Here is a 26,445-nt window from a genome sequence, read left to right on the forward strand (position 1 = left end):
CACGATTCAATTCTAACAAAAATTATGAATAAATTTAAGAAAGAAAGGAGTGTATATTAGAGACTTAGATAAGTCATTTCTAATATACCAGGAAATTAAGTATTTATTGCAAAGATGTCCAAATGGAACTGAAGATATCATTTCGACTAGATCTAAAGCATTTAAAGAACTTAAGAAAAACATGGATGATTTATCAATTAATGATTTAGTTGATTTTATCCAAGAAAATCCTACTGTACTTAAAAGACCAATCATCATGGATAATCAAAGCTTTGTTGTTGGCTTCGACAATGACGAGATCACTGCTTTTGTTCCTAGTGAATTAAGAAATTCATTTGGAAGTGAATATTATGCTTTTCAATAACAAAAAAAGAGTTCCTAATTAAAGGAACTTTTTTATATCATAAACATCCATAAATATATAAGTAATACAATCAATAATAGTGCAAAGAACAAACAGAATGCCATTCTAATTTTTCTGTTTTTTTGATAATAATTATAAGCATCGATAAATAGTGTTAAGGACAACAAAAAACTAGCAATGGTCATTGCTATATTATATTCAATCAATGTCGTAATTCTACTCAAAATCACAATTGCGATTCCAGTAACATACATTCCTAATCTTATCTTTTGCTTATTGTCCATATTCCTATCCATAAATTTATCACCTTTGCATTTCTTCTTATGACTACTATATAATAGCATACTTTATTTTTATTTTAAACCATTCTTATCGTGTACATAGATTATAATTATTAACTCTTGTATTTTAACTATATTCTCATTTCAAAGTCTTTAAAACAGCAATCTAAAAAGCAGCTTATTGTTTCCAACAAGTTACTTCTTTTATCCTTCTTCACTTTCTTTTTCAAACTTCTCTACTTTAACTTTTTCAATTACTTTTTCATCAACTTTTAAAATTTCAAATTGATAATCTCCATATAAAATTTTATCATGATCATTTTCATTTGGTAATCTTCCAAGTTGAGCAATCATAAAACCATTTAAAGTATCATATTCATCTACTGGCATTTCAATGCCCAATAACTTTTCTACCTCATCTAATTCAATAGAACCATCCATAATATATTTATCATCACTGATTTTTTGATATTCAACTGGCACAATATCATATTCATCAAATACTTCGCCAACGATTTCTTCAATCAAATCTTCCATTGTAACTATTCCAGCTGTACCACCATACTCATCAATAACGATGGCAATATGTGTCTTTTTAACCTTTAACTCATAAAACAATTTATCGATTGGTTTTGAATCTGGTACAAAAACGGGTTTACGCATAATCTTTTTCAAAGAAAAATCCTTCACATCTTTCATCTTCGAAATAAAACGTAATACATCTTTTGCATTTAAAATTCCAACTACATTATCCAATGTATTTTCATAGATAGGAATCCTTGTATACTGTGCACTTTTAAAGTACTTCATAACTTCATCATAACTACAATCAATATCAAGGGCTTCTACATCAACTCGATGTGTCATAACATCTTCAACCGTTGTATCATTGAATTCAAAAATATTATCAATCATTTCTTTTTCCGTATTTGCAATTTCACCCTCTTCACTACTAGTAGCAACCATTAAGCGAATTTCTTCTTCGGTTACTTGATTTTCATTTTTATTTGGATCAATCCCTACCAAACGTAATACAATGTTTGTCATAAAAGACAAGATGTGTACTAATGGTAGTACAAACCTATATAGTAAATAAAGTGGATATGCTACAGCAAAAGAGAATTTTTCTGGATTATTCATCGCTATTCGCTTTGGTACTAATTCTCCAAAAATCAAAGTTACAATCGTTAATAGCAAGGTGATGATAATCATCGCAATCGAGCGTAAAGAACCTACATTAATTGTAAGCCCTAAATTCAACATTAACTCTACTAGATTATCTGCGAATACATCGGATGCCAAAGCACTATTTAAAAACCCAGATAATGTAACACCAATCTGAATCATAGATAACAACCTTGTCGGTATTTCAATCAATTTATAAACGATATTCGCTTTTTTATCGCCTTCATCTCGCATTGATCTTATCTTGTTTTTATTAAGCGAAATCAGTGCGATTTCACTTCCTGCAAAAAAAGCGTTTACTAAAACTAAAATGATGAGGATTATTATATTAATCATATGATAGTCCCCCTTTCCCATTTATAACTTCTAAGCAACTGCTCGAATCTGTTTCTTCCACTGTTAAAGTCTCCTTTATATATGTATATATTAAAATAGTATAAGTTTTCTATTTCGCTGTCAAGATTGTGAAACGTATGAATTATCTATTTAACCATTTCTTAACAAAAAAAGTGGATTACCCACTTATTTTCTCTCATCTTTAAATGCTTGAATCATCTCTCCAGTTAAACTCATCCGTGAATAATCATCTTCTATATCTTCGCGATGTACCCACTCACCAACGGCCAATTCTTCTTCATCCAAGGTAATTGTATCATCGCCATCTAAATCAGCATAAAAGCCCATTAGTAGTGTATCTGTTAATCCCCATGGTTGACTCTTATAATATTTAAGATTTTTTATTTTTAAACCCACTTCTTCCATTACTTCACGAGCTACTGTTTCTTCAATTGTTTCCCCAATCTCGGCAAACCCTGCAACTAGTGCATACTTCGTATGACTTCTATCACGATATTTTGTAAGTAATAATTTATCATTATTTCTTATACCTACTATCACAGCTGGTGCAAGTTTAGGATATTCCATATTATCACATTTCTCACAATATAACATTCGCTCTTTATCCGAGTGTTTAAACACATGTCCACAACGTCCACAATAACGGTGGCGATCATACCAGTTGTACAATTGAAAAGCCGTCACCGCTGCAAATCCTTTATGTGGTTTACTTGAAGAAATAAAGGTTTGAATATCTACCATTTGATATCCAGGAATTTTTTGATAATGAATATCATAGGCTAAAAAATAATGCTTTTCATCTACTGAAAAAAGATAAATATCATGATTATATAAATGATTATTAGTGCTTTCTAAATCCTTAAATCTTGGAAGTCTTAATACAGGGCCTTCTAAACATAAAATCTTACGCCCTTCAAAATACACCAAATAACTTTCTGGTGTAGCATCCATATGTTTATATTGATTTTGAAGTGCTCTAGGCTTAATATCTTGAATCATATACTATCCATCCTAACTATTTCATATTATAATCTGTTTTCACTTTTGTTGCAATTTCTCCCACTATTTTTTTATATGTAGAACGCATTCTATGATTATTTCGTCATAATTTATGAATCGGAAAGTTTTAATATTCCGATAAGAAAATTTCATAAAGGATAACTAAGGAGGATTATTATGAAAAAAAGAATGCTAATATTTGCAGTTGTAGCAACTATATGTGGACTTTCTGTCTTTTCAAATACAGTAAAAGCAGAAAGTGAACAACGCACACCACGATTTACATCTAGTTTTACAATTACAGACTACGATGGATATTTTGTAACTGACACATATAAAGGAACTGATACTCACGCCTATGATCTTGTTTCAAAATTTACAATTGACTATTCGAATACTAATTATCATGAAAAATTAACATATACAATTTATAAGTCTGACCCTAGTGGAATAATGGCTGATCCAACTCCTATTGTTGGAGAAACAGAGATGAATTATAATTCCACTTTAACGCTTCCAGACATTGATGATGGCCAATATCTAATTGTTTTAAAAACCTATAACCCTCTAGGTATTTCTGATTCTGGTACGCTTTTTGTAAATCTTACAAATGTTGAAGCAACGGTTGATATCAACCGTAAAAACAACCCAACTGAAGCAAGTGTAGGGTCAGATAACACGGAAGCTACAAACAGTTGGGAAATCAAAGACAAAGATGGTAATATCGTTGGAAGTGGAAACGATACTGATGATCCGATGGATGTTATTAAAACCTTACCAGAAGGTTCTTATACATTAGAAAACACAGCAACTATAACGACTATTTTAGGAAATGATGTAACGGATACAGCGAGTGAACCATTTGTGATTCGTCACCCAGAAGCATCTGTAAATATTGATAAAAAAGAAAATCCTTCTGAAATCACAGGAGGAAAAAAATTAGATGATTCTGATTTACTTTGGGAAATCAAAGACAAAGACGGTAATACAGTTGAAAAGGGTATGGGAGATCGTGTTCCAAATGATGTAATCAATAACTTGCCAGAAGGTGAATACACTGTTATTTTCACTGAAGTAAGTCAAGAAGATGAAACAGATGTTGCAAGTGATACATTCATTATTAAAAAACCTAATAATTTTAATTCAGGAGAAACGCCTACACAAAAACCTTCCACTACCCCAAAAGGAGAAACAAGAACACCAGCAACGAATGATGCTACAAACATTCAATTGCTATTCTTGTTAGCTGGTAGTAGTTTCGCTGTAATGGTGAGAAAAGCAATAAAAAACTAAGTAAAAATAAAATATGCAAATCGTGGTACAAATGAAAAAGTGGTGAGAATTATTCTCGCCACTTTTTATATAGAAAATCTATGATTTTCTATAATGCTAGTAATTTATCTATTTGTTCCAAGACACCTGATTCATTGTTGGTCTTGATTACCTGTTTTGCCACCTTCTTTATTCTTGGATGGGCATTCCCCATTGCATAACTATATTGTGCATGTTTCAACATCTCATAATCATTTCCGCTATCTCCAAAGGCCGCAACTTCATCATCTTTAATCCCCCAGTGTTCTTGTAAGCGTTTAATCCCATTTGCTTTATGAACTCCTGGAATGATAAAATCAACCCCATCATGCCCAGTTGATACAGGAATCATAATCCCTTCTAATACTTGGTTTAGATGTTGAATAACTTCATCTAAATCTTTATTTTTAAAATCTGTACAAAATTTAAAAATTGTATCTTCTACTGCATGCAAATCATCTACTTTTTTAAGCTTATAGTAATATAACTTCGTTAATTCATAAGCTGCATCGCTAATGTCTCTATGCACATATGCACTATTAGATCCACACATTACATATTCTTTAGGATTGATATTTTCTAAAACATGCAATACCTTTTCGACTTTATCTTTTGATAATTCAGCACAATACAATTCTTTATTACAATCAACAATTTTAGCTCCATTTTCTGAAACAAAAGCTATTTCATCACGAATTTCAGGAAAAAAGGAAATGAGTTGATAGTATTGATTTCCACTTGCAACTACAAATTTTATTCCTTTTTCTTTCATTATCGAAAATTGATTTAAAAAGCGTTCTTTATCATATTTCATATGATCATTTAAAAATGTTCCATCCATATCTACAGCAATTAACTTTACACTCATATATATAATCCTCCATCACTTTAGTTTATTCGCAATATATTTACTCGTTTTCTCATCATAATCAGGATAATCAAACATCATTTCTTTACCAACTCTTTTTGAAGTTTCACGGAATAGTTCCATCAATAATAGTAAAGCTCTTTCACAATGTTCGATATCACGTATATCATAACACGCTTTTACTCGTTCATATATTTCAGGCTCTAAATATCTTTGTAAATATTTATACATATTCCCTACATTTATCTCAAACTCATAGTCTATTCCAACATTCCAACTCAGCATCAGCAATAGTTGTTCTTGTAGAATCCATTGAATATGTTTGCTTGCATAGAAAAATTCATTTCGTTTAATTCCTTTTACCACATATGTAGTAATCCACCAAAATTCATTACAACATTCAATATATTGTATTTCTGTAGGCTTTTTAACCTGATATTTATCATCCGAAGAAATTGGTATTTCCTTAATTTGATTATCTTTATCTAATAGGATTTCTATTAGTGGATCAAAAGCTAAATACTTTTGTAAATCTGATATTGGTACTAATAGCAAGTCAATTCGATTTCCATCCTCAAATAGCATCAAATATGTAAACCAACCGGGAAAACTTTTCGGAAATGATTGCATAGCTTCTGGTGTTTGCATGATAATTCGCTTTCCAAATACATCAATCCAACTTTGATCATCAATAAAAGCATTTATATTATCTACCAAATACACAATATCATAATCTTGAAATTCATCTTTAACAGCTTTTTTATTCACCCTTGATCCATTCATCGCAACGATACGAATACGACTATCTTTCTTTGCAACGTCAAGAATCAACCGATACATTTCACTTTCATTTCTCATAAGAAAAGAACATGCTTATGCATGTCTTTTACACCTCCAAATCAGTAAAGTTAAAAGTTGTACAATCTACCAATCCTTTATTTGTTAAACGAAGTTCTGGTAAACAAGCTAAATTAATCAATGCCATCGTCATATATGGAGATACATGAGGACAACCTATTTCCTTCCATGCTTCATCCAAAGCAGCAACCATATCTGCCATTTCTTGTAATGGTTTATCATTCATAAGTCCTGCAATTGGTAACGGTACATGTGCCAACACTTTTCCATCAGCAACAACAACCATTCCTCCACCACTTGCTACTAAAGTATTTGCTGCTAATGCCATATCTTCATCATTGGTACCAGCTACTAATAAATTATGTGCATCATGAGCAACAGTTGATGCCACTGCTCCTTTTTTTATTTCAAACCCTTTCACAAAACCAAACCCTTTGGTTCCTGTGTTTTTATGTCTTTCAAACACAACCGTTTTCATTACATCCTGTGATGGATCTGCTTGTATGTATCCATCTTTAACAGGCAATTCAATATGTCTTTCATAATTTCCTACTCTTGCTGGAATAATTTCCATAACTCTAGTAAGAACATGCTCTGTTGTTTTATCTGTTTTAATCTTAAACGAATCCGCTGTTATATTTTCTTTAATGTGCATTGTATTCATAGCGGCTTTCGGGAACGTATATTTTGGCATATCAATTACCATCTCACCATTTTCTGCAACTAAATGTCCATCAATGATAACTTTGGTAATATTTAATTTTTCTAAATCATCAATAAAGACTATATCAGCACATTTTCCAGGGGCAATTGACCCAAGATCATGATCCATTTGAAAACACTGTGCACAGTTGATAGTAACCATTTGAATCGCACTCAATACATCAATTCCCTCTTCCACAGCACGTTTTACAATATGATCCAAATGCCCATCACGAACCAATGTATCTGGATGTGTATCATCTGAAATAAGTACAGCAAACCTAGTATCAATGTTATTTTCTGTTACACTTTTGGCAACCTCTTTTAAATCATGCCATGCACTTCCTTCACGGAACATTGCATACATACCTAAACGCATTTTTTCCAAAGCATCTTCTTTACGTGTCGATTCATGACAACAGCGAACCCCTGATGCAATATAAGAATGCAATCCATTTCCTGTATCTGGTAAAGAATAATGACCTGTCACAATTTTATTTGCTTTTAAAGTTTCAGCCACTACACCATGTGCGTGATCTGTACTATTAAGAATCCCAGGAAAATTCATCATTTCCCCTAAACCTACAACATCATCCCATTTCATGCTCTCTGCTATTTCTTCAGGACCAATAAAAGCTCCTGTATCTTCAAAACCTGGTACAGCAGGAACACATGATGGCATCGTCACCATGTTTTTTAATGGTGTGCTTTTACCACTATCAATCATATAACGAACCCCATCCATGCCTAATACATTACATATTTCATGTGGATCCATATAAATCCCTATCGTTCCATGAGGAACTACTGCTTTAGCATATTCTGGCACACTAAGCATAGACGATTCCACATGAATATGTCCATCTAGAAACCCAGGTGCAATATAGCTTCCTTGTGCATCGATTACAGTTGTTTTGTCACCAATACAATGCTTCGCATCCTTAACAAGGGCAATCCTTCCACAAGCAATTGCAACATCCGTATTAGGAATGATTTCTTTCGTACATACATTAATTAAATTAGCATTTGTAATCACCATATCAGCAACTTCATTTCCTAGTGCAACTGCCGACAAAGTCTTGGATACTTCCCATAATGGTTGATCCTTAAATTGATTAAACATAGGTTCTCCTCTCAAATTGAATTTTATACTAACATTATATAGAATCCCGTACATAAAGTCCAAAACTTATCGCTTAAATTATGAAATCAGAAACTAATCAATTTTTTCTTATAAAATCTTTATACATTCAAAACTAATATATACATATCTAGATAAATACTAGTAATATTCATCACATAATTAACAATTACCACAAATTCGTTTGACGCAATAACATATATAAATTATAATTAATTCTATAAACATATAATATGGAGGGACCAGTATTATGAATTGGGAATTAATAAAAAAATCCGAAAAGTTAAGAGCGGATATGCAAAGTGCAGGCATGGTCATCATGCAACCGTTTTACGAAAAACACGGGATGAATTATTTAAAGTTAGCAATAATATCAGAAGCTGAAGAAAATGATAACTTAACTTTAAATGCCCTTTCTCGCTCAGTTAGCAAAGCTACCGCTAACATGTCTGTCGTGGTAACACATTTAGTAAATGATGGATATTTAAAAAAAGTACCATCTGCTTATGATGGTAGGGTAACATATATCCAACTTACTAAAAAAGGGAAAAAGCTTTTAGAGGCAAGTCATGACTATGTTGTGGAAAAATATAGTGACATCATGGACGGGGATAAAGAATTACAGGACTTGATTGAAGCTTCAGAAGCTTATTTAGCTAAAATTGCACCTTACAGATAAAAACTATACCCAAAAGGGTATAGTTTTTATCTCTATGCCATTCTTGATTCAATGTTTCATAAACCACTATCCGCGTTCATCTTCCTGTAATTCATACATAGGTTTTGGTTCGATATATTGAAACAATATCCATGATAGCAGCGAACAAATCATTAATATCATGATAATAAAGAACGTGTTAGGGTTACTCCATGATAATCCTAATATTGAATCAAAAATAAATAATGATGAACAAAATAATATACTAACACTTATAAAAAGAAAGAAGCGTAATGTATTAAATGGCAAACACGCCTTTAATACAGCAAGGATACTTATAAACCCTACCATTACAAACATAATTGTTACTACTTCATCTTGTGTAATAACAAAGATTCTTTCCAATAACAAAACTGCGATAATATTTAAAATGATAATAATTGCATTTGGTAATGCTTTTCGTAATGCTGTTTTTAAATAGCTTCCTTCAAGTTTCGTTTTATCTTCCTCAAAGGATAGAAAGAACGATGGATATCCTTCAATTATAAGATCAATCAACGTAATTTGTAGAGGAATAAACGGAAACGGCATATTCATAAGGATACAAAGAACACTCAATAATACCGAATAAATTGTTTTAATAAAGAAAATGGATGAAACTTTAGTAATATTATTAATCGTTCTTCTACCTTCTGATAACACATTTATTAAACTTGAAAAATCTGAATCCAAAAGCACCAACTGAGATATTTGTTTTGCTGCAGCGCTTCCTTCTGCCATGGCAATACTACAATCTGCCTCACGAAGTGCCAATACATCATTTACCCCATCTCCACTCATAGCTACCGTATGACCATATTGTTGGAAAGCTTTCACTAAAATTTGTTTCTGCTTTGGACTAACACGACCAAAAACAGAATACGAAAAAGCTAACTCATACAGTTTTTCTTCTGAAGTAACCTCAGATAAATCAACATAGTTTGCGTAATCTTCAAGACCAGCTTTTCGTGCCACATTCGATACAGTAATTGGATTATCACCAGAAATAACTTTTACCTGAACACCTTCTTTTTTAAAGTACGCAAACGTTGCTGGAGCATTGTTACGTATCGGATCTTCTAATTCAATCATCCCAACAATATCTAATTCAGGAAGTGTAGAAGTAACCTTTTTGGACGTATGTGCTACCAACAATACCCTTGCTCCATTTTTCTGTGCTTCCCATACTACTTCTGGAATATCATCTTTTTTTACCATCCATTCAGGAGCTCCAACAACAATACTACCCAACTCATCAAAAATTACACAGCCCCACTTTCGCTGTGATGTAAATGGGATTTTACTTTCAATAAAATAGTTCATCTTAACCGCTTTAAAATAATTTCTCATCGCTGTATAAGTTGCATTGTTATCATCAACTGCCTGTATATAATACGACATCAGATCTGTAACATCTTTATCCCCAAAAGAATGCACTTTGGTTACTTTCATATTTCCTTCTGTAATGGTCCCTGTTTTATCCAAACACAAAACATCCACATGTGCAAAAGTTTCCATAGAATGCATATCTTGTACCAAAACCTTTTTCTTTGACAACTTAATAACCCCTGTTGCTGATGCAATCCCAATAAGCAAAACCAGTCCCTTCGGCAACATTCCTAAAAGGGCTGCAGCCGTATTCACAACTGCATCAAAGATACTACTATCACGCAAAAAATAAGCTTGTAGAAATAAGATAATACCAAAAGGAATAATTACATAGCTAGTAAATTTCGATATCTTTGCAATTGCACCAATCAATTCTGATTGTGTTCGTTTATGCTGTTTCACTTCTGATACAATTTTAGAAGAAAAGCTATCTTTTCCCACGCGTTCAATTCGTGCATATGCTTTTCCTCCAACAACAAAACTACCAGAATAGAGAAAATCACCTTTCTTCTTAACAATAACATCAGATTCCCCAGTTAATAGTGATTCATTTACTTCAATTTCATCTTCGATAACATATGCATCTGCACTTATTTGATCTCCCATTTTCAAAATTACAATATCATCTTGTACCAAATTTTCTATCCTAAGATCTTGTATTTTTGAATCTCTAACCACACTTACTTTTTCAATCGTAATAATTGATAATTTCTCCACTAATCGCTTTGCTTGAATCTCTTGAACAATTCCAATCAAAATGTTAATCAAAATTACTATAAGATAAAACATATTAGAAAAAGCCCCAACCGTAGCTAAGGCAATTCCAATTAGAATATTTAATAGATTAAACAATGTAAAAACATTATCTTTTACAATGTCTACCGTTGATTTTGTAACTTTTTGTTGTGCTACATTAACAAGCCCTACTTGTACTTTTTGTTGCACTTCTTGATTTGTTAATCCTGTCTTATATGTTGCATAAATACGCTTATCTTTCATTGCTACCTTCACCTTTTACTCATTCTATAAGATATAGATATAAAGAACAATATAGATAAGGTTAATATTCTGTTAAGTTTTTTTAATCTTTCAATTTTAAATATAATCTATGAATTAAATTCATCATCTTCATCATCTATTGAAAGTGGGTTAAACATTCCAATTTGTTCTATTCCTGTCTGCGAAGCATTCGCTTCAATCTCACTAGCTGAAGCGCCCATTCCACGTTTTACAATTACTTCTAATAACATCCCCAAATTTACCCCATAGAATACTTTAATTCGTTGATCTTTCATAGCTTCCATAATTGCGGTATTAAATGGTGAACCACTCAACAAATCAGCAAACACCAAGATGTTATCTTCATCCCTAAATACTTCAATACCTTGTTTTATATTTTTTTCTAATTCTGTCGCCGTATCCGTTTGTGAAAAATCAATATACTGAATCTTTTCTTGCTTTCCTGCAATTACTTCAATTGCACTTTTCATACCACTGGGAAAATTACCATGGCCAATTACCATAATCCCAAACATTACATAAGTCCCCCTTTTCGTTGATCTACAATATCAAATATTTCTTTTAAATTTGTAATTTGATAATCTGCAGAACTTGTATCATGTTCTAATATTGGATCTAACAATGCGATAACTTCCAAATCAGCTGCTTTTCCTGCTTGAATTCCATATACCGAATCTTCAATGACCAAAACCTCTTGTTTATCCGCATGCAATGCTTGCACTGTAAATTCATATATTTCAGGATCCGGTTTCGTTCTTTCAAAATTATCACCACTAACAATAACAGAAAAATATTCTCTTATATTACATGCATCAAGAACCTCATAGATATTATCAATAGGTGAAGAAGAAGCTAATGCCAAAGTAATCTTTCTAGCTTTCAGCTCCTGTAACACCTCATTCACATATGGACGCTTAATCAAATTATAATCAATTGGATAACGACTATAAAATTCATGTTTTAGACGATTTGTTGTTTTCGCATCTTGTTTTATAAGCTCTGCCAAATATCTGTCTTCTGTTGCACGACTAGAACCTGCAAGAAAATGGAGTTCATCCATTGTTTTATGGACTCCATTTTCTTTTAGAAACATTTGAAACAAATTCAAATATGCAATTTCACTATTGATTAAAACACCATCCATATCAAATATTATATATCGAATCATTCTTCTAAATGTGCCAAAGGTTCTTTAAATGGATTCACACCTGTATCAATACCAATATCCTTTGCTCCTTTTGCGGCAACAAATTGGAATGGTACGGTATACATAAGCGGAGCAAGATATTTATTTGTTTTTACACTAAATACTAAGTCTCTATCATCATGTTCTGTATCTTTACATGTAACCAAATGTACACGATCTGTATACTTCTTAAAGGCTGTTCTAAAGGTTAACATACGATCCCATTCAGCATCCTCTGAACCAATCATAAATAATGTTTGACGTGGTGTCAGTGCCATGGTTGGTCCATGTGAAAATTCTTCAAGTTCATAACCAATTGAAGGCAATCTAAACATTTCTCCAATCTTAAGCATCCCTTCCAACACCGTTCCATAGTCAACACCATACCCAATAATGTAAATACGATCACTATTTGCCATTGTAACTTTATTGCGATCATACCAAGCTTCACTTTCCTTCATAACTATATCAAAGTTGTCACATAACGCTTTTACTTCTTGAAGTGCTTCTTGATACCTCACTTCATCATAAACACCCCAATCATATGCTGTCGTAATCACCCACATATACAATGTAAATAAAGTAACTGTATATCCTCTTGTTTCAGGAGGTGTCTCTTCCTTTCCACATAACAAGTGAATAACACTATCTACATGTTTTGTAATTTCACTGTCCAATGCTTCTGTTAATGCAACACTTTGATATCCTTTTGCCTTCGCATACTTCATCACATCCACTGTAGATATCGAAGTTCCAGATTGTGAAATACCCACAAATAAAATTTCATCATCTTTTAACGTATTTGTCCAATCCGCTTTTTCATATTTTTCAAATACAGTAGGATATTGTGCAATTGCATCAATATTCAAAATTTGTTTAAAATAATATGCTGCAACAATTGCTGCATTATATGAAGTTCCTGACCCAAAGAAAATAATTTTTTTAATTTTCTTATCGTGTAACTTCTCTACAAATGGTTTGGTATACACTTCATGATTTTTTAAAGCTTCTTGTAATGCTCTTGGCTGATCTGCCATATATCCTAATACTGTTGGTTGTTTCATAAATTTTCCTCCCATTATTTAAAATCTGCTGTAATATCTTCTCTTTGTTCATTTGGAACCATTTGTGAGAAGATCTTCACCCCATGTTTAACTAATGAAGCAAAATCTTTTTCTTCTGCTTCATCTACAAAGACCGTTTTCTTTATTTGTTTAGCTTTGTCTTTCGTTGACATATTACCAACGGTCACTTCACCAATTTGATATCCTGCTTCAACCATTTTTAATATTGGCTCAGGACGATTACATAAAATCATCACATTGATTCCCTTATCAATTTTACGAATAAATTTATCAGCTGCTGCCTCTGGTGAAAAAATGGATAACTTTACTTTTCCTGGACACCCAAATTTCAATGCTGTTTTTCTTGCCTCATCGTGAACGATCACATCATCAACAATTGCTATCCGCTCTACACTAAAATGCGGTATCCAAAATCCACAAACTTGTCCATGAATCAATCGATCATCTATTCTAACATCTACAATTGCCATGCTAATAGCTCCTCTCTACAAAATTCCACATACTCCACATATGAATCCAATAATTACAATTCCAACAATGATATTTACAATTTTTACTTTCTTCTTTAAACATCCATAAATACCCAATGTGGCAACAAGTGGTAACAATTTTGGAACTACTTGATCTAAATATTCTTGAATTACGATTTCACTTCCTGAAATCGTAAAGCTAAGTGGTGATGAAATATCAACCCATGATGCAATCATACATCCTACTGATGCGACTCCAACGATACCTGCACAATATGTAAATAATTCCATTTTTCCAGATGACTCTAAATCTTGTAGTAAGCTGCTTCCATTTTTGTATCCTACTCGCAACCCAAACCATCTTGTTAGAAAGTTAGGAATATTAAATAATACAAGTAATACAAACGGTGCTAATACATTTCCATCCTGTGCAAAAGAAACAGCAATAGCACATGCAATAATTCTAAAAATCCCCCAGAAAAAAGTGTCTCCTATTCCAGATAAGGGTCCCATTAATGCAACTTTAATCGCATTGATTGATGTTACATCAAAGTCTTTATCTTTTTTTGCTAACTCTTCCATTGCTATCGAAATTCCCATAACAAATGGTGCTGGTGCTACTGTCATATTAAAAGCTGCTATATGACGATGCATAGATTCTTTTAATCCCTTTTCATCATCTTTGTATATCTTCTTTAAGACTGGCATCAATGCATAAAGGTATCCCAACCCTTCCATACGTTCATAGTTAAATGAACCAAGTAGTGTGAAAGATCTCCAAAATACACCTCTAAAATCTTTTTTTGTTAAGTTATTTTCTGCACTTATTATTTCATTTCTAGCCATTTTTTTAATCCTCCCACTCATCTACTACAGCTTCACTTACCTGTACGACTTTTCCTGCATCTTTACGAAGCAAGAAGATAACCCATGCAATTGCAACAGCGATTGCTGCTACTGCCACCATCGTAAGTTCTGTATATGCTGCGATTACAAACCCTAAAATCAAGAATGGAATCAAATCTCTCTCCAAAATAATATTCAACAACAATGCAAATCCCAATGCTGGTAAAATTGAAGCAACGGCTGTTAATCCATTATTTGCCCATTCTGGTAAACCATTTACAATAGATTCAATGGCATCATTTCCAAAATACATAACAATGAAAGTTAATGAGAAATAGATTAAAAAAGTCATAAAGCCGCATAGATAGTGAATTGCTTTAATTGCTTTAAAGTTCAATTCATCTACTTTTCGCTCAGCTACTTGCATAAATCCTGAGAATCCCGTTAACAATAATGTATTTAAGAATTGCATAATTACAGCAACTGGTAATCCAAAGACAATTGCTGCTTCTGCTCCTTTACCAGTCATAATGGCAACGGCTGCACCAATGGTACCTCCAGTTCCAATATCCAATTGAGCAGTAGGTCCAATACCTGTTGCACCCATCCACATCATCTGCAATGCCGCACCGATTTTAAGTCCCTTTTCAACATCCCCTAAAATCAAACCTACAAAAAATCCTGTAACTACTGGTTCACGTAATTTACATTCTCCCAGCCAGCCACCTTCGAGTTGCGTTAACGCTGCAACACAACCAATCAATACTGCTTGTAAAACACTCATAACATGTCCTCCCTATAATTTTACTTCAATAGGAATATCCTCCTTTCTATCCTATTTGGTATAATTGGTATACCTAATATACCTTTGTATATTTTATATATACCACTATTATTTTAAAAAAACAAGACTTTTATAAAAAAAGGATTAACTTTTAGTCAATCCTTCGCGTTATATATTTAAATGAAGTATACTCTGGTAAGTGATAAGAAATCGTATACTCTACTAATTTATGATTCTCATCAAACCCAAAATAATCAAATAAGAAGACATTTTTTTGCTTCGATAATTTTAAAACATCTACATATTCTTTAGGTATCTTTTCAATCTTCAAATAAGAAACCATCTTATGTGGTGAATGTCCTTGTTCCTCCATGTAATCATACAACGATTCATCAATGAAATCAAAACGTTCTGCATCATGAAATAAATTACAAGGAATATATGTTTTTTGAATAGCATATGGTTCATCATTCACTAACGATAAACGAATTAATTCATATAATTGCTCACTATCTGGAAAATAATCTTCAAACTCTTTGGTTGATTTTATCTTTTTAAAAGATAATATTTCCCTAGATGACTTTAATCCTTTTTGACGAATTTGCATACTTAAACTTATCAAATCCGTACCTCCAAGTTCTACCTTATCTTGAATCGATGGTACTTTCAAAACGTAAGTTCCTTTTCCTCGATAAGCCTTAATCACCCCTTCATCTTCAAGTAGTTTCAATGACTTGCGTACTGTCATTCGATTGATTCCATACTGTGTAGACATCTCTCTTTCTGGCATCAATCGATCACCAACCTTCAACTCCCCATTCACTATTTTATTTTTTATATTATCTGCTAATTGTTCATATAATGTAGTTGGTCTATTCATAAGGCGTTACACTCCTAAAATGATAAAAACTGGTAAGTGATACGATTTCAAAATATTCAAGCGGACTCACCTTAGAATCAATAAAAGTACGCCCCTTAATTAACAATACCTCATTATTATCTCCATCTAATTCAAGAAGCTTTAATTCTTGCTCAGTCCCATCAACTATTAATATTTCTTCCTCACTTCGTATTGTTCTAATACCATATTTACTATTCAAAATATAATAAAAAGAATCTTTTTCAAAATCATATTTTTCAATTCCCTCTACCATTGTATAATCAATATATATTTTTTCAATGGATCTTGGTTTACCTTCCACAATTCGCACTTTTTCCAAATGAAAAATCTTTGCTGCAATTGGCAAATCTAACTGTTTACTAATTCTTCGATTTGCTTCCATAATCTCACACTTTAAAACCTTATATTCATATTTTAATTTTTGCGCTTTAATTGCATCCGTAACCGAAGAAAATTTATCTAGCTCTTTTAAAATATACACATCTTTATCTTCCATAAGCCCTCATTTCTGATAACTAATCAAATTCAACTACCGCCATTATATCACTCTTTCCAAAATTGGTATAGTTGTAATTCACAATATACCAATTTAGAAATTGTTTCTTATCCTTTTCGCTCTTTAATAACATCATCTGCTACTAAAGCTCCTATTAACAGTGATGAATCCTCATTATGTTTTCGATAGTTAGAAAGTACCTTTTGCTCGTCATAATTTGCATAACAATACTTACAAAAATGTTCACAACTATTGTAACTTCCAATATCAACAAACCCCACACAATTACAATATTCAGAATTTCTTCCTTTCCATTTGCAATACTTCTTTCCACTTAATCGATAAGCAAATTCTTTACTCATACAATCTTCCTTGATAAACCCATATTCTAAAAGTCTTCTTTCTTCACAACATGTTTGTACAAGCATTCCACATCGTGAAGCACTGGCTACAAAATGTTGTCCAATTTGCTTATAATCATCTTCTGTAAATGATTTTATCCGTAAACTATGCTTATGCTCTTTAACATTTTTATAATCATCAATGAAAGAAACAATAATATGTTTTACATACCCTTTTAATAACTCACATACCCGATCAAATGCACGAATATGATAATCTATCGTGTAATAATCATTCAATAAGATTGGATCATATCGAACAAATACATTATCACTTCCTAATTTATTTGATAATGCTTTGATACCTTCAATTATATCTATTTTATTTATTACAGATGGTTCAACATCTTGTTTATATGGTGTTAAGGTCACATGAAATACAATTGGTTGAGTAATTTCATCGAGTCGATCAATTATTGGAAGCGGATTTTTCGTACAGAAAAAGATTATATCAACATCTGCATTATAAATGCGACTAACCTGTTTAGGATAATAGGGATTTCGAACATCCCAAAACCCTTTATGATATTGCTTCATAAACCATTCACTATAGAAAGCTACAATGTCTGTTCTTTGACTCACACTTAAAATCATGATTAACCTCTCTTTTACCATTTCATCATATCATCATTTATTTCTTTTTAGAATGAGACTTTTTCTCTTTTTCAATCGTTTTATAATTAAGAAAGGTGGTTATCATGAAACACAAAATAAGTATGTTAATCATATCATTATCATTTTTTCTATGTTATTGTATCTCTTCCTCATCTGCTCAAGCAGAAGAAAAAACAGACGATGATATCAATCAAGATATAACAGAAGCACAAATAATAAGTGGTTATTGGGAAATTGAAAACTCTGCCGAAGATACGAAAGAAATATATTGGTTTGAGGAAAATGGACACTTTACTTGGATTTCATCACGTCAAAAAAATGAAAGTTTAATTGGTGTTACAGGCTATTGGGAATACCACGATAATACGTTACAACTAACAACTACTACTATTCTTGAATGCTTTTCTACACAAGATAATTTTATAGATTCATATACATTCACTACCTTTGCTAGTGACCAGTTATTCACTAGAACTTATGAAGTGAAATTCAAGAGTACAACAGACACTACCGCAGATGTTCCTTCATCATTTATGTTAGATGATTATCAATACAATCGAATCTCCGCATCAAAAATCGTTTCCTATTGCAAACAATTGGAAGCTCTACGTGATCAAAATATATCCTTTTGGACTAATACAGATCATCCAGAAAAAAATGAAACCTTACATCTTGTCATTTCAACAACATTTACTTCACCATCTAATCGTCTTCATGAGATGATTTCAAAATCATTATCACTGTTTACATAACTTATGCAAAAACAAGTTTATTCAAATGATAAAACCTTAACGCAACTCCACTTACCAAAAATTCTGTAAGTGGAAATACGCACCACACACCAAGCATACCAGCAGTTGATGAAAGTAAAAAAGCAATCGGTATGACAAGAATAACCCCTCGTAAAAGCGAGATAATATGTGCTGGTCGTGGATTTTCTGTTGATGTATAATACGTAGATAATACAATATTATATCCAGCAAAAATACTACCAAGAAAGTATACTTTTAACCCTATAAAAGCAATCTTTTGAAGATTCGGATTTTGATCATTGTTGAATACATTCACAATACTATCTGCTCCAAAGAAGATACAAATATAAATACATAAATATATAATCGTCACACTAAGAAGTGCATACTTTAAAATTGTATGGACTTCTTTTTCCTTTCCACTTCCATAATTTCTACTCATCAAAGGTTGTATTCCCTGTGCTATTCCTGTATATATAGAAATCACCACCAAAGAAAGATTTGCAATGACACCATATGCTGCTACCCCAACATTACCAGCAAGTTGCATAATAAGGAAATTAAAAACAATCATCACAATACCTGAAGATACTTCTGTAATCAAAGAAGGTATCCCACTTGATATGATATATTTTGAAAGCGATAAAGATAGCTTACATCTTATTATCTGAAAACCATTTTTCTTTTTTAAAAAGATCCAAGATAATACACTTAAGCTAATAATGGGAGCTATTCCAGTAGCCAATACCGCCCCAAAAATACCCATGTTTAAAGGAAACATAAATACATAATCAAGAACGATATTAGACAAGCTTCCTGCAATCATTGCAAACATCGATAAGTTAGGATAACCATCATTACGTACAAAACATAGAATTACATTGTTCATTATAAACATCGATGAAAAAAGCAAAATAACTTTTAAATATGTATTACACATTTCAAAAACTGCTTCATCTGCTCCTAGCCAAGCTGTTATCGGTTTTGAAAAGAAAAGTGCTAACATTGTTAAACATGCTGAGATCACAAAAGCCAATATAACTGTATTGGTAAAAGCTTGTTTTGCTTCTTCACTCTTCCTTTGACTTTTTAAAATGGCATACTTTGTTGATCCTCCTACACCTAACATCAAACCACTACCATGTATAAAACTATAAATTGGAATAGCCAAATTTAAAGCAGTAAGGCCATTCGCTCCTAAACTTTTTGATACAAAAAAAGTATCTGCTAAGATATACCAAGACAATCCAATCATACCAAGCACATTCAATGATGTGTATCGAAAATATTCTTTAAAGCATATATTTTTCATAATACCTCCAAAATAAAAAGCGCTACATTTCATATCTTCTATGGCCTAACGATATGAAAGATAACGCTTATTTCTTTACCCGGCGGCAAATGCATAAGTCCACTTTTTTTACTCATTTCAAAATAGCACACCAATAATTAATTGTCAAACAATCACCATATTTCCAATATTGAATTAATCATAATTTTACAAGTTTTATCAAAAATCATACGAATTATTCCAGATAAATTGATTACTATATATAGTAGTGCTATGATTTAGAAAAGGAGGATTATCATGAAAGGAACTATGGAGTTTAAAAACATAACATTTGATAAAGATAGTAAAACTTTTACAATCAAAAATGGAAGCAAAGGCACCTATCCTTATGCTGATATTGTAAACTGCATGATTGCCAACGATGATGCGAAATTCAAAGGAAAGGATGAACCATTTAAACATACTGTACTCAGCGGAATGTTTCAAATGACAATGTTCACTAATAAATACGTATATGTTGGTGTTATTTTTGAAATGCGTAATCATCAAAAAGTTTATGTATATGTTTCAGATGAAAAAACACCAATTCAAACATTACAGTATCATAAAGATAGAAGAAATGCTGAAACAATAAAAGAATTTGCCAAAAGAATAATCCATAAGTATAACCCCAAAATATCCACTACATAAAGTGGATATTTTTTAATTTAAAAAAGAGTAGCATACCAGCTACTCTTAATCACTCTTATTGTGCTTTATATTCTCCATACGTAGTCATTGTAATTTTAATTATATGGATATCTTCCACTGGTGTACTCATTTCTCCAGTAGCACTTTCCTTAACCTCAACCGAAGCAAGGGCATCCAAAACATCTAAGCCTTCGATCGTTTGACCAAATACTGTATATTGTCCATCCAAACTTGATACTCCACCAACTTCAGCATATTTATCTTCAATAATTTTATCATATTGATAATTCAATTGTTTTCCACTTCCTTGAACAATATAAAATTGACTTCCCTGACTATCTTCACTTTGTCCTCTAGCCATTGCTAACGCTCCTTTGAAATGAAAGAGCTCATATGAGATTTCCGTACCAAACGTACCACCCCAAATGCTTTCTCCACCTGTTCCATTACCAAGTGGATCACCTGTTTGAACCATAAAATCTTTCATTACACGATGAAATTTCAATCCATCATAATAGCCATTTTTCGCATGTGTAGAAAAATTTTCTACCGCCTTGGGTGCATACTCAGGAAACAACACAATCACCATTTTTCCTTTGTCCGTTTCAACAATAGCTACTGGTTGATCATCTGGATATGTCTCTTGAAATTGAGCAAGACTCGTCAATTCTTCACGCTCTTCTTCTTTTTCCTCTTTATCTGTAGTTTTATCTTCGGTATCGTCATTGCTTCCACAACCACTAATTACAAACATAAAACAAAGAAATATTCCTAAAAACTTCTTCATATTACCTACTCCTAACCATTTCTAACATCCATAGAAATTCCTATTTCATTTTATCACAAGAAAAGCACTCTTTCGAGTGCTTTTCTTACTTTTTACTAGCAATTAGTCTTTTTCTATTCGCAATTAAAATCGCTCCAGATAATACCATCAAACTTAGTAAAGTGTTTACATCTGTTGTATCTCCTGATGCTACTCCTTTCGCTGATGTTGCTGCTTTGCTTGGACTACTTACTTTCTTTAATCCATTCATCGCTTTTTCTAATTTCAATTCTGCTGCTTTTACTTCTTCTTGTGTTACTTCTTCATTATTCAAGACTGCTTGTGCTTCTTTGATTGCTGCATTTAATGTATCTACACTACCTGCTGTGTATCCTTTTACTTCTAAGTTGTTCGCTTTTGTAACCATCTTAGATAACGCACTTGTATCTGCTTTCAATCTTGCTTTTAACTTCTCTTTTGTTAGTGCTTTTGTTGCTGCATCAATCTCGGCTTGTGTTTTACCATTTGCTAATACATTCTTAGCACTTTCTAATGCTGTTGGTAATCCTTTGATTGATGATGCTACATACTTCGCTTTGTTTGCTAAGATCTTTTCAACCGCTGCGATTTCTCTTTCTAACGCTTCTGTATTGATCTTTCTTTCCAATCCATTGATTGCATCAAACAAGTCTTTGTATGCTTTCGCCACTTGTGCTTCTGTTGCATCATCATTCGCTACTATCGTTTTCGCTGCTGCCAATGCTGTTTCTAGTTTTACCCAGCTTTCTGCACTGTAGTCTGCTTCTGCATACTTCTCAGCAATGATGATAAGTGATGTCAATTCACTCTTATCAACAATATCCCACAACTGACTCATTGCATCCGCAATCTTGTCTGTTGCTGCGATAATCGCTGCTTTGTCTTTGCTGTTTGCTTCTACTAATGCTTTTCCTTCATCTACTGCTTTTTCTAATTCTTTTACTTTTCCTGGTCGATAGCTACTTGTATCTCCATCTAAGATATCTTGTGCTATTTCCACATGTATCTCAAGTGTATCTAGTAAAGAATTCGTTTCTGCTTTATTCGCTTCTAATGCTTTCTTTGCATCCAATAAGTCTTCTATTGCTTTGCTTACTTCACTTGATGAAAGGTCTTCTCTACCTTTTGCTAGTAATGTTTCACTTGCTTCAATAAGTGTTTTCATACCTGCAAAGTCTGCTTCTAAGAAATCATCTTCCATTGCTTTACAAGTATCTATTAATGTTTCTAATGCATCTACTGCTGTTTCTGATGCACGTGGTTCTAGATTCTTAATTGCTTCTTCTAATGCTAATTTAGCTACTTTTACTTCAATAGCTGAAGCATTTTCATCCAAATTCACAGCTGTTTCATAAGCATTCATAAATGTGTTCCATGAAGATGATGTCATTGTATCTTCTTTATCATTGTCGATGATTGCTTCTGCTTGTTCAATTAGTGCTTGTAATTCTCCTAAATCTACATTCTTAGGTCTCAATAATCGCATTTCTGCACCTGAACCATAGATACCACTACCATTATTTGAAGTAATTTGAATTTTCACATCCGTAGCTAAAACAGAATCAAATTCAAATACTTTCCAACTTGCATTTCCTACTGGGAATGTTCCTTCAGCATGTTTTGTATATGACAATCCTCCATCATTACTGATATATACTTCAAATCCTGCAATAGAACCATTTCCTCCATTTGAACGTGGTTTATAGCGGAATCCTGCAACATTGGTAGCTTCATCTAAATGCATGTTTACCCATGTTTGTTCTCTTGTAGTTCCTTCACCTGACCATTTTGAATGCCATATTGTGCTATCATCATTATCAAATAAATTAGTTACAGGATCTCCACTTTGTTCTGTTCCTGCTGTTGGTGTTATTTTACTTACATCAATATCATAACTATCATCTGATGGATCTGCTGGTACTGGATCTGTAATCCAGAATGATTTTTCATATTGATCTAACCATTCACCTGAAACATGATCTCTAACACGAATGACTACTTCATCATCGTATACTTCTACTTGATAAGAAACTTGGTTTCTTTTATCTGCACCTGCCGTATATGCATAACTGTATGATGCCATATCCATCATAAAACCCCAGTCTCCATGATATAAATCAGCACGATCTACTGTACTATGAATATGTCCAGTGAATAATACTGCATGTGGATGTTTACGTAAAACTGCTTTCAATTGCTCATCTTGAGCACCAACCAAATCACCTTCTTCATAATTTGCTGTTCCATCAAGAATTTGATGTAAAGAGATAAACGCTGGTTTGTTTGGATCACTTTCACTTAGTGAATCATCTAACCATTGCAATTGCTCTTCAGATAAATACGCCCAGTCTTTTAAATCTTTCTCTGTACTTAAAGAAATAAACAAATAACCATCTACCCATTTTTTGTGGTATGGACTTTGACCATTCCACTCATCACCCATATATGGTGTATTAAATTGTAAATAACGTGTTCTCCATAAATCCGCATTTGGATCGCCAACTGGACATGTTGCTACTGTACGATCACTACCTGATTCAGGATTGTTCGTTGAACATAACCAACGAACATCATGATTACCAAGTGTATTCATATAATATCTACCTTCAATAGCATTTTTAGATAAAATATTAAAATGTGTTTGATATTCACTTAAAGATCCACCATCTGTAAAGTCTCCTGAATTCATGACAACTTTACTATCTGGATTCAACCAACGAAGATCTTGCAAATAATTATCTAAATTATCCACTTCTCCTCTTTTTCTATCAATATGTGTATCTGTAACTACATTAAATGTCATCAAAGGATCTGTTTCTTGTTCGAAACGAGCCAATATATTTTTTAAATCTCTTGTTAATCTTGTTACCGTTTTATCATCAGCTCCTGCTAATTTACTTCTAATATAAGTAAACCCTTCTTGTGCTTCATCAAAACGTTTTTGTGTTGTACCACCATCAGAAAATACTTTATTAACATGTGCTTCTGCTGCTTCTAACTCTGTTAATAACACATTTGATTTATCAAATTGTGTATATAAACTATCTTGTCTTGCTTCGCTCAACACTTGTGAATAAAAGCGCACTTCATCTACATATGCATTGGAAATACCATTTGAATATGTACCAGTTGCTCCAATTACCCAACTTAAGTTATCCACATCAATAGAACCACTCATATTAGGAATGCTCTTTGTTTCTTTTAATTCATTATCAACATAAAACTTTATAGTTTTATTTTCACGATCTACAACCGTCACAACAAAATGCCAATTGTTATCATATATTGAGTATCTTCCAGTATCATATCTGCCACCAGTTGCTGCTGTTGCATTGGTTGTTACTCCATTTGAAAATGCTCCTAGTGTAAATCCTCTATTTGCTCCAGAGTACCAGTTTTTATTTGATATCAAGGCATCCCCTACTCCACTTGGAGCTGATGGGAATTTTGTCCATAAAGCAATTGAAAAGCTTTGATCATTAAACTTCAAACTATCTGCTTCTGGTAACTTCACATACTCACTAGCATCGCCACCAGCATTCGATTCCTTTGAACCATTTGGACTTTGAATGTGAAGCCCTTTTCCAACTGCTCCTGGTTTATATGTAAGACTACCGCCACCAGTATTCACAATGGTTCCATCATTCTCATATCCAGATTTATCTTTCACATCATCTTCAAAATCCAAATACAATACCAGTCCTTCTTCTGGTTCTGTAGGTAGTTCATCCTTCACTGTATTCTCTGCTGTATTTACATCATTAATTAAACCCAAAATTTGATCATAATAAGTAATATCATCTACTTTAGATACCATTGTTTCAAGTTCATCAATCTTTGCTTTTAAAGTAGTGATCAAACTTTGATCTACACTTGGCAACCCTTTATAAAGATTATATGTTCTTTTACTTGAAGATAACGTTTGACTTACAAGTCCATCCACATATAATGTTTTCGCATTATCAAGTGATAAGTTTGTTTTATATACTTTTAATTCATCAAACAAACCATCTACAACTCCGTTTTCAAAAACACCTGATGCCCCTAATACAAAGTTATAATCTGTATCAATGGTTGTCGTTAGTGTACTTATATCTTTTGTATTTGTTTGTACACCATCACGATAAACCGTTATTTTATCTTTTCTTTTTACTGAAATTACAAAATGATGCCATCCTTCATTCAATACACTTTCATTAGCTACAGGACTAATATCCTGACGACTTGCTCCTTCAGGTGTAAAATTAAAACGCAATCCATTGGAGAAAATAGCTGCTGTAAACCCTTTGTTACTTCCTGAATAAAAATCTTTATTTGAAAGTACTGCAGCACCATCTCCTGGACAAGCTTTTGCATTCATCCAAAATGACATTGTATAATCTTGATCTGTAAATTTTAGATTATCTGCTTTTCCAAAATCTACATATTGAACCGCTTTGGTTCTATCTTTACTACCCTTATCACCATTAGTGATTCGAATAGCTTTTCCTTTTACTCCCTTCTCAAACGTTACATCCCCAACAATCGTTCCCGTCGTCTTATATGCCGAAGAATCTTCAACAGAATCTTCAAAAGCTACATCCAACACTAAATGTTGGTCAAGATCATCATTTGCATACAACTTTGGTATTTCATTTAAATGAAAACTCAAAAGTGCAAATGACAAAGCTAAAAAAATCTTCATACATTTCTTCATATACGTTTCCTTTCATTGAACAACCCGTTCATCTCTCTATTAAAATCAATATAGCATATCTATCTTTTCATTTATTTGTACTAATCGACTTTTGTTTTATACAAATCATTTGCACTTTTAGCTTAATATCGTTCATAATTACCCTTTTTTTGTGTAATCGGTTACAAAAAAAAGGACATTTTTTGCATATTTGTACTTTTTAGCATTATTTTTAACATATTTAATACCTTCTTTTACATCTTACAAATGAAAAAA

24 protein-coding genes are annotated in these 26,445 nt (G+C 32.6%); 5 read left to right on the forward strand and 19 right to left on the reverse strand.

What is annotated here, in order from left to right:
- Positions 1-106: 106 nt before the first annotated feature.
- Complete coding sequence (locus tag M2475_RS03625; RefSeq protein WP_277489635.1) at positions 107-364, forward strand: ArsC/Spx/MgsR family protein; 258 nt, start codon at positions 107-109, stop codon at positions 362-364.
- Between the two features lie 32 nt (positions 365-396).
- Here M2475_RS03625 and M2475_RS03630 read toward each other — a convergent pair whose 3' ends face one another.
- From M2475_RS03630 to nudC, 3 genes are all read right to left on the reverse strand, one after another.
- Entirely contained in the window at positions 397-660 is a 264-nt protein-coding gene (locus M2475_RS03630; protein ID WP_277489636.1) for a hypothetical protein, read from the reverse strand.
- A gap of 189 nt (positions 661-849) precedes the next feature.
- Positions 850-2,166, reverse strand: a complete 1,317-nt coding sequence (locus M2475_RS03635) for a hemolysin family protein (RefSeq protein WP_277489637.1) — start codon at positions 2,164-2,166, stop codon at positions 850-852.
- A gap of 186 nt (positions 2,167-2,352) precedes the next feature.
- Entirely contained in the window at positions 2,353-3,186 is an 834-nt protein-coding gene (gene nudC, locus M2475_RS03640; RefSeq protein WP_277489638.1) for an NAD(+) diphosphatase, read from the reverse strand.
- 177 nt (positions 3,187-3,363) lie between these two features.
- Between nudC and M2475_RS03645 the strand changes: the two genes are divergently transcribed.
- On the forward strand, positions 3,364-4,479 hold the full coding sequence (locus M2475_RS03645) for a hypothetical protein (RefSeq protein WP_277489639.1): 1,116 nt from the start codon (positions 3,364-3,366) through the stop codon (positions 4,477-4,479).
- Between the two features lie 88 nt (positions 4,480-4,567).
- On the opposite strand, the gene M2475_RS03650 is transcribed toward M2475_RS03645, so the two are convergent.
- Genes M2475_RS03650 through ade form a run of 3 tightly spaced genes read right to left on the reverse strand, consistent with a single transcriptional unit; the run spans position 4,568 to position 8,048 of the window.
- Positions 4,568-5,365, reverse strand: coding sequence for a Cof-type HAD-IIB family hydrolase (locus M2475_RS03650; protein WP_277489641.1), 798 nt, complete (start codon positions 5,363-5,365; stop codon positions 4,568-4,570).
- 15 nt (positions 5,366-5,380) lie between these two features.
- Positions 5,381-6,223: an aminoglycoside 6-adenylyltransferase gene (locus tag M2475_RS03655; protein ID WP_277489642.1), complete on the reverse strand. Its 843-nt coding sequence runs from the start codon at positions 6,221-6,223 to the stop codon at positions 5,381-5,383.
- Between the two features lie 28 nt (positions 6,224-6,251).
- Positions 6,252-8,048 (reverse strand): adenine deaminase, encoded by a 1,797-nt coding sequence (gene ade / locus M2475_RS03660; RefSeq protein ID WP_277489643.1) that lies wholly within the window; start codon positions 8,046-8,048, stop codon positions 6,252-6,254.
- Between the two features lie 268 nt (positions 8,049-8,316).
- Here ade and M2475_RS03665 point away from each other — a divergent pair, with 268 nt between their 5' ends.
- Positions 8,317-8,745, forward strand: coding sequence for a winged helix DNA-binding protein (locus M2475_RS03665; RefSeq protein ID WP_277489644.1), 429 nt, complete (start codon positions 8,317-8,319; stop codon positions 8,743-8,745).
- Between the two features lie 66 nt (positions 8,746-8,811).
- Here M2475_RS03665 and M2475_RS03670 read toward each other — a convergent pair whose 3' ends face one another.
- The 10 genes from M2475_RS03670 to M2475_RS03715 form a co-directional block, all read right to left on the reverse strand.
- Entirely contained in the window at positions 8,812-11,151 is a 2,340-nt protein-coding gene (locus M2475_RS03670) for an HAD-IC family P-type ATPase (RefSeq protein ID WP_277489645.1), read from the reverse strand.
- A gap of 107 nt (positions 11,152-11,258) precedes the next feature.
- On the reverse strand, positions 11,259-11,687 hold the full coding sequence (locus tag M2475_RS03675; protein ID WP_277489646.1) for a PTS sugar transporter subunit IIA: 429 nt from the start codon (positions 11,685-11,687) through the stop codon (positions 11,259-11,261).
- On the reverse strand, positions 11,687-12,340 hold the full coding sequence (locus M2475_RS03680) for an HAD family phosphatase (protein ID WP_277489647.1): 654 nt from the start codon (positions 12,338-12,340) through the stop codon (positions 11,687-11,689). Before M2475_RS03680 ends, M2475_RS03675 begins: the two co-directional genes overlap by 1 nt.
- A complete protein-coding gene (locus tag M2475_RS03685; protein ID WP_277489648.1) occupies positions 12,337-13,422 on the reverse strand; it encodes an SIS domain-containing protein in 1,086 nt (361 codons plus the stop codon). The genes M2475_RS03680 and M2475_RS03685 overlap by 4 nt, the downstream gene beginning before the upstream one ends.
- A gap of 14 nt (positions 13,423-13,436) precedes the next feature.
- Positions 13,437-13,913, reverse strand: a complete 477-nt coding sequence (locus M2475_RS03690) for a PTS sugar transporter subunit IIB (protein WP_277489650.1) — start codon at positions 13,911-13,913, stop codon at positions 13,437-13,439.
- 15 nt (positions 13,914-13,928) lie between these two features.
- A complete protein-coding gene (locus M2475_RS03695) occupies positions 13,929-14,759 on the reverse strand; it encodes a PTS system mannose/fructose/sorbose family transporter subunit IID (RefSeq protein WP_277489652.1) in 831 nt (276 codons plus the stop codon).
- A 4-nt stretch (positions 14,760-14,763) separates the two neighbouring features.
- On the reverse strand, positions 14,764-15,543 hold the full coding sequence (locus M2475_RS03700; protein ID WP_277489653.1) for a PTS sugar transporter subunit IIC: 780 nt from the start codon (positions 15,541-15,543) through the stop codon (positions 14,764-14,766).
- A 151-nt stretch (positions 15,544-15,694) separates the two neighbouring features.
- Positions 15,695-16,423, reverse strand: coding sequence for a GntR family transcriptional regulator (locus M2475_RS03705; RefSeq protein WP_277489654.1), 729 nt, complete (start codon positions 16,421-16,423; stop codon positions 15,695-15,697).
- The gene (locus tag M2475_RS03710; protein ID WP_277489656.1) at positions 16,416-16,940 is read right to left on the reverse strand and encodes a UTRA domain-containing protein; all 525 of its coding nucleotides are present in this window, start codon (positions 16,938-16,940) and stop codon (positions 16,416-16,418) included. Before M2475_RS03710 ends, M2475_RS03705 begins: the two co-directional genes overlap by 8 nt.
- A gap of 107 nt (positions 16,941-17,047) precedes the next feature.
- Entirely contained in the window at positions 17,048-17,935 is an 888-nt protein-coding gene (locus M2475_RS03715) for a DUF1848 domain-containing protein (RefSeq protein ID WP_277489658.1), read from the reverse strand.
- Between the two features lie 104 nt (positions 17,936-18,039).
- On the opposite strand from M2475_RS03715, the gene M2475_RS03720 reads away from it, so the two are divergent.
- A complete protein-coding gene (locus M2475_RS03720; RefSeq protein ID WP_277489659.1) occupies positions 18,040-18,708 on the forward strand; it encodes a hypothetical protein in 669 nt (222 codons plus the stop codon).
- A gap of 1 nt (position 18,709) precedes the next feature.
- Here M2475_RS03720 and M2475_RS03725 read toward each other — a convergent pair whose 3' ends face one another.
- Complete coding sequence (locus tag M2475_RS03725) at positions 18,710-20,020, reverse strand: MATE family efflux transporter (protein WP_277489660.1); 1,311 nt, start codon at positions 20,018-20,020, stop codon at positions 18,710-18,712.
- A gap of 276 nt (positions 20,021-20,296) precedes the next feature.
- Between M2475_RS03725 and M2475_RS03730 the strand changes: the two genes are divergently transcribed.
- Positions 20,297-20,689, forward strand: a complete 393-nt coding sequence (locus M2475_RS03730) for a hypothetical protein (RefSeq protein ID WP_277489661.1) — start codon at positions 20,297-20,299, stop codon at positions 20,687-20,689.
- Between the two features lie 55 nt (positions 20,690-20,744).
- On the opposite strand, the gene M2475_RS03735 is transcribed toward M2475_RS03730, so the two are convergent.
- Both M2475_RS03735 and M2475_RS03740 read right to left on the reverse strand, forming a co-directional pair.
- Positions 20,745-21,476 (reverse strand): peptidylprolyl isomerase, encoded by a 732-nt coding sequence (locus M2475_RS03735; RefSeq protein ID WP_277489662.1) that lies wholly within the window; start codon positions 21,474-21,476, stop codon positions 20,745-20,747.
- Positions 21,477-21,561: 85 nt separating this feature from the next.
- Positions 21,562-26,178, reverse strand: a complete 4,617-nt coding sequence (locus M2475_RS03740; protein ID WP_277489665.1) for a LamG-like jellyroll fold domain-containing protein — start codon at positions 26,176-26,178, stop codon at positions 21,562-21,564.
- Positions 26,179-26,445: the final 267 nt, after the last annotated feature.

Origin of the sequence: Breznakia sp. PF5-3 (assembly GCF_029504745.1) — a bacterium.
In the GTDB taxonomy this organism is placed as follows: Bacteria; Bacillota_I; Bacilli_A; order Erysipelotrichales; family Erysipelotrichaceae; genus Breznakia.

Excerpts from the sequence above, each read along its gene's own strand:
- M2475_RS03730 (WP_277489661.1), top strand. The coding sequence starts at position 20,297 with ATGAAAGGAACTATGGAGTTTAAAAACATAACATTTGATAAAGATAGT.
- M2475_RS03680 (WP_277489647.1), bottom strand. The coding sequence starts at position 12,340 with ATGATTCGATATATAATATTTGATATGGATGGTGTTTTAATCAATAGT.
- M2475_RS03665 (WP_277489644.1), top strand. The coding sequence starts at position 8,317 with ATGAATTGGGAATTAATAAAAAAATCCGAAAAGTTAAGAGCGGATATG.
- M2475_RS03685 (WP_277489648.1), bottom strand. The coding sequence starts at position 13,422 with ATGAAACAACCAACAGTATTAGGATATATGGCAGATCAGCCAAGAGCA.
- M2475_RS03725 (WP_277489660.1), bottom strand. The coding sequence starts at position 20,020 with ATGAAAAATATATGCTTTAAAGAATATTTTCGATACACATCATTGAAT.
- M2475_RS03720 (WP_277489659.1), top strand. The coding sequence starts at position 18,040 with ATGAAACACAAAATAAGTATGTTAATCATATCATTATCATTTTTTCTA.
- M2475_RS03740 (WP_277489665.1), bottom strand. The coding sequence starts at position 26,178 with ATGAAGATTTTTTTAGCTTTGTCATTTGCACTTTTGAGTTTTCATTTA.
- ade (WP_277489643.1), bottom strand. The coding sequence starts at position 8,048 with ATGTTTAATCAATTTAAGGATCAACCATTATGGGAAGTATCCAAGACT.
- M2475_RS03645 (WP_277489639.1), top strand. The coding sequence starts at position 3,364 with ATGAAAAAAAGAATGCTAATATTTGCAGTTGTAGCAACTATATGTGGA.
- M2475_RS03710 (WP_277489656.1), bottom strand. The coding sequence starts at position 16,940 with ATGGAAGATAAAGATGTGTATATTTTAAAAGAGCTAGATAAATTTTCT.
- M2475_RS03675 (WP_277489646.1), bottom strand. The coding sequence starts at position 11,687 with ATGTTTGGGATTATGGTAATTGGCCATGGTAATTTTCCCAGTGGTATG.
- M2475_RS03705 (WP_277489654.1), bottom strand. The coding sequence starts at position 16,423 with ATGAATAGACCAACTACATTATATGAACAATTAGCAGATAATATAAAA.
- nudC (WP_277489638.1), bottom strand. The coding sequence starts at position 3,186 with ATGATTCAAGATATTAAGCCTAGAGCACTTCAAAATCAATATAAACAT.
- M2475_RS03630 (WP_277489636.1), bottom strand. The coding sequence starts at position 660 with ATGGATAGGAATATGGACAATAAGCAAAAGATAAGATTAGGAATGTAT.
- M2475_RS03695 (WP_277489652.1), bottom strand. The coding sequence starts at position 14,759 with ATGGCTAGAAATGAAATAATAAGTGCAGAAAATAACTTAACAAAAAAA.
- M2475_RS03670 (WP_277489645.1), bottom strand. The coding sequence starts at position 11,151 with ATGAAAGATAAGCGTATTTATGCAACATATAAGACAGGATTAACAAAT.
- M2475_RS03690 (WP_277489650.1), bottom strand. The coding sequence starts at position 13,913 with ATGGCAATTGTAGATGTTAGAATAGATGATCGATTGATTCATGGACAA.
- M2475_RS03650 (WP_277489641.1), bottom strand. The coding sequence starts at position 5,365 with ATGAGTGTAAAGTTAATTGCTGTAGATATGGATGGAACATTTTTAAAT.
- M2475_RS03715 (WP_277489658.1), bottom strand. The coding sequence starts at position 17,935 with ATGATTTTAAGTGTGAGTCAAAGAACAGACATTGTAGCTTTCTATAGT.
- M2475_RS03735 (WP_277489662.1), bottom strand. The coding sequence starts at position 21,476 with ATGAAGAAGTTTTTAGGAATATTTCTTTGTTTTATGTTTGTAATTAGT.
- M2475_RS03700 (WP_277489653.1), bottom strand. The coding sequence starts at position 15,543 with ATGAGTGTTTTACAAGCAGTATTGATTGGTTGTGTTGCAGCGTTAACG.
- M2475_RS03655 (WP_277489642.1), bottom strand. The coding sequence starts at position 6,223 with ATGAGAAATGAAAGTGAAATGTATCGGTTGATTCTTGACGTTGCAAAG.
- M2475_RS03635 (WP_277489637.1), bottom strand. The coding sequence starts at position 2,166 with ATGATTAATATAATAATCCTCATCATTTTAGTTTTAGTAAACGCTTTT.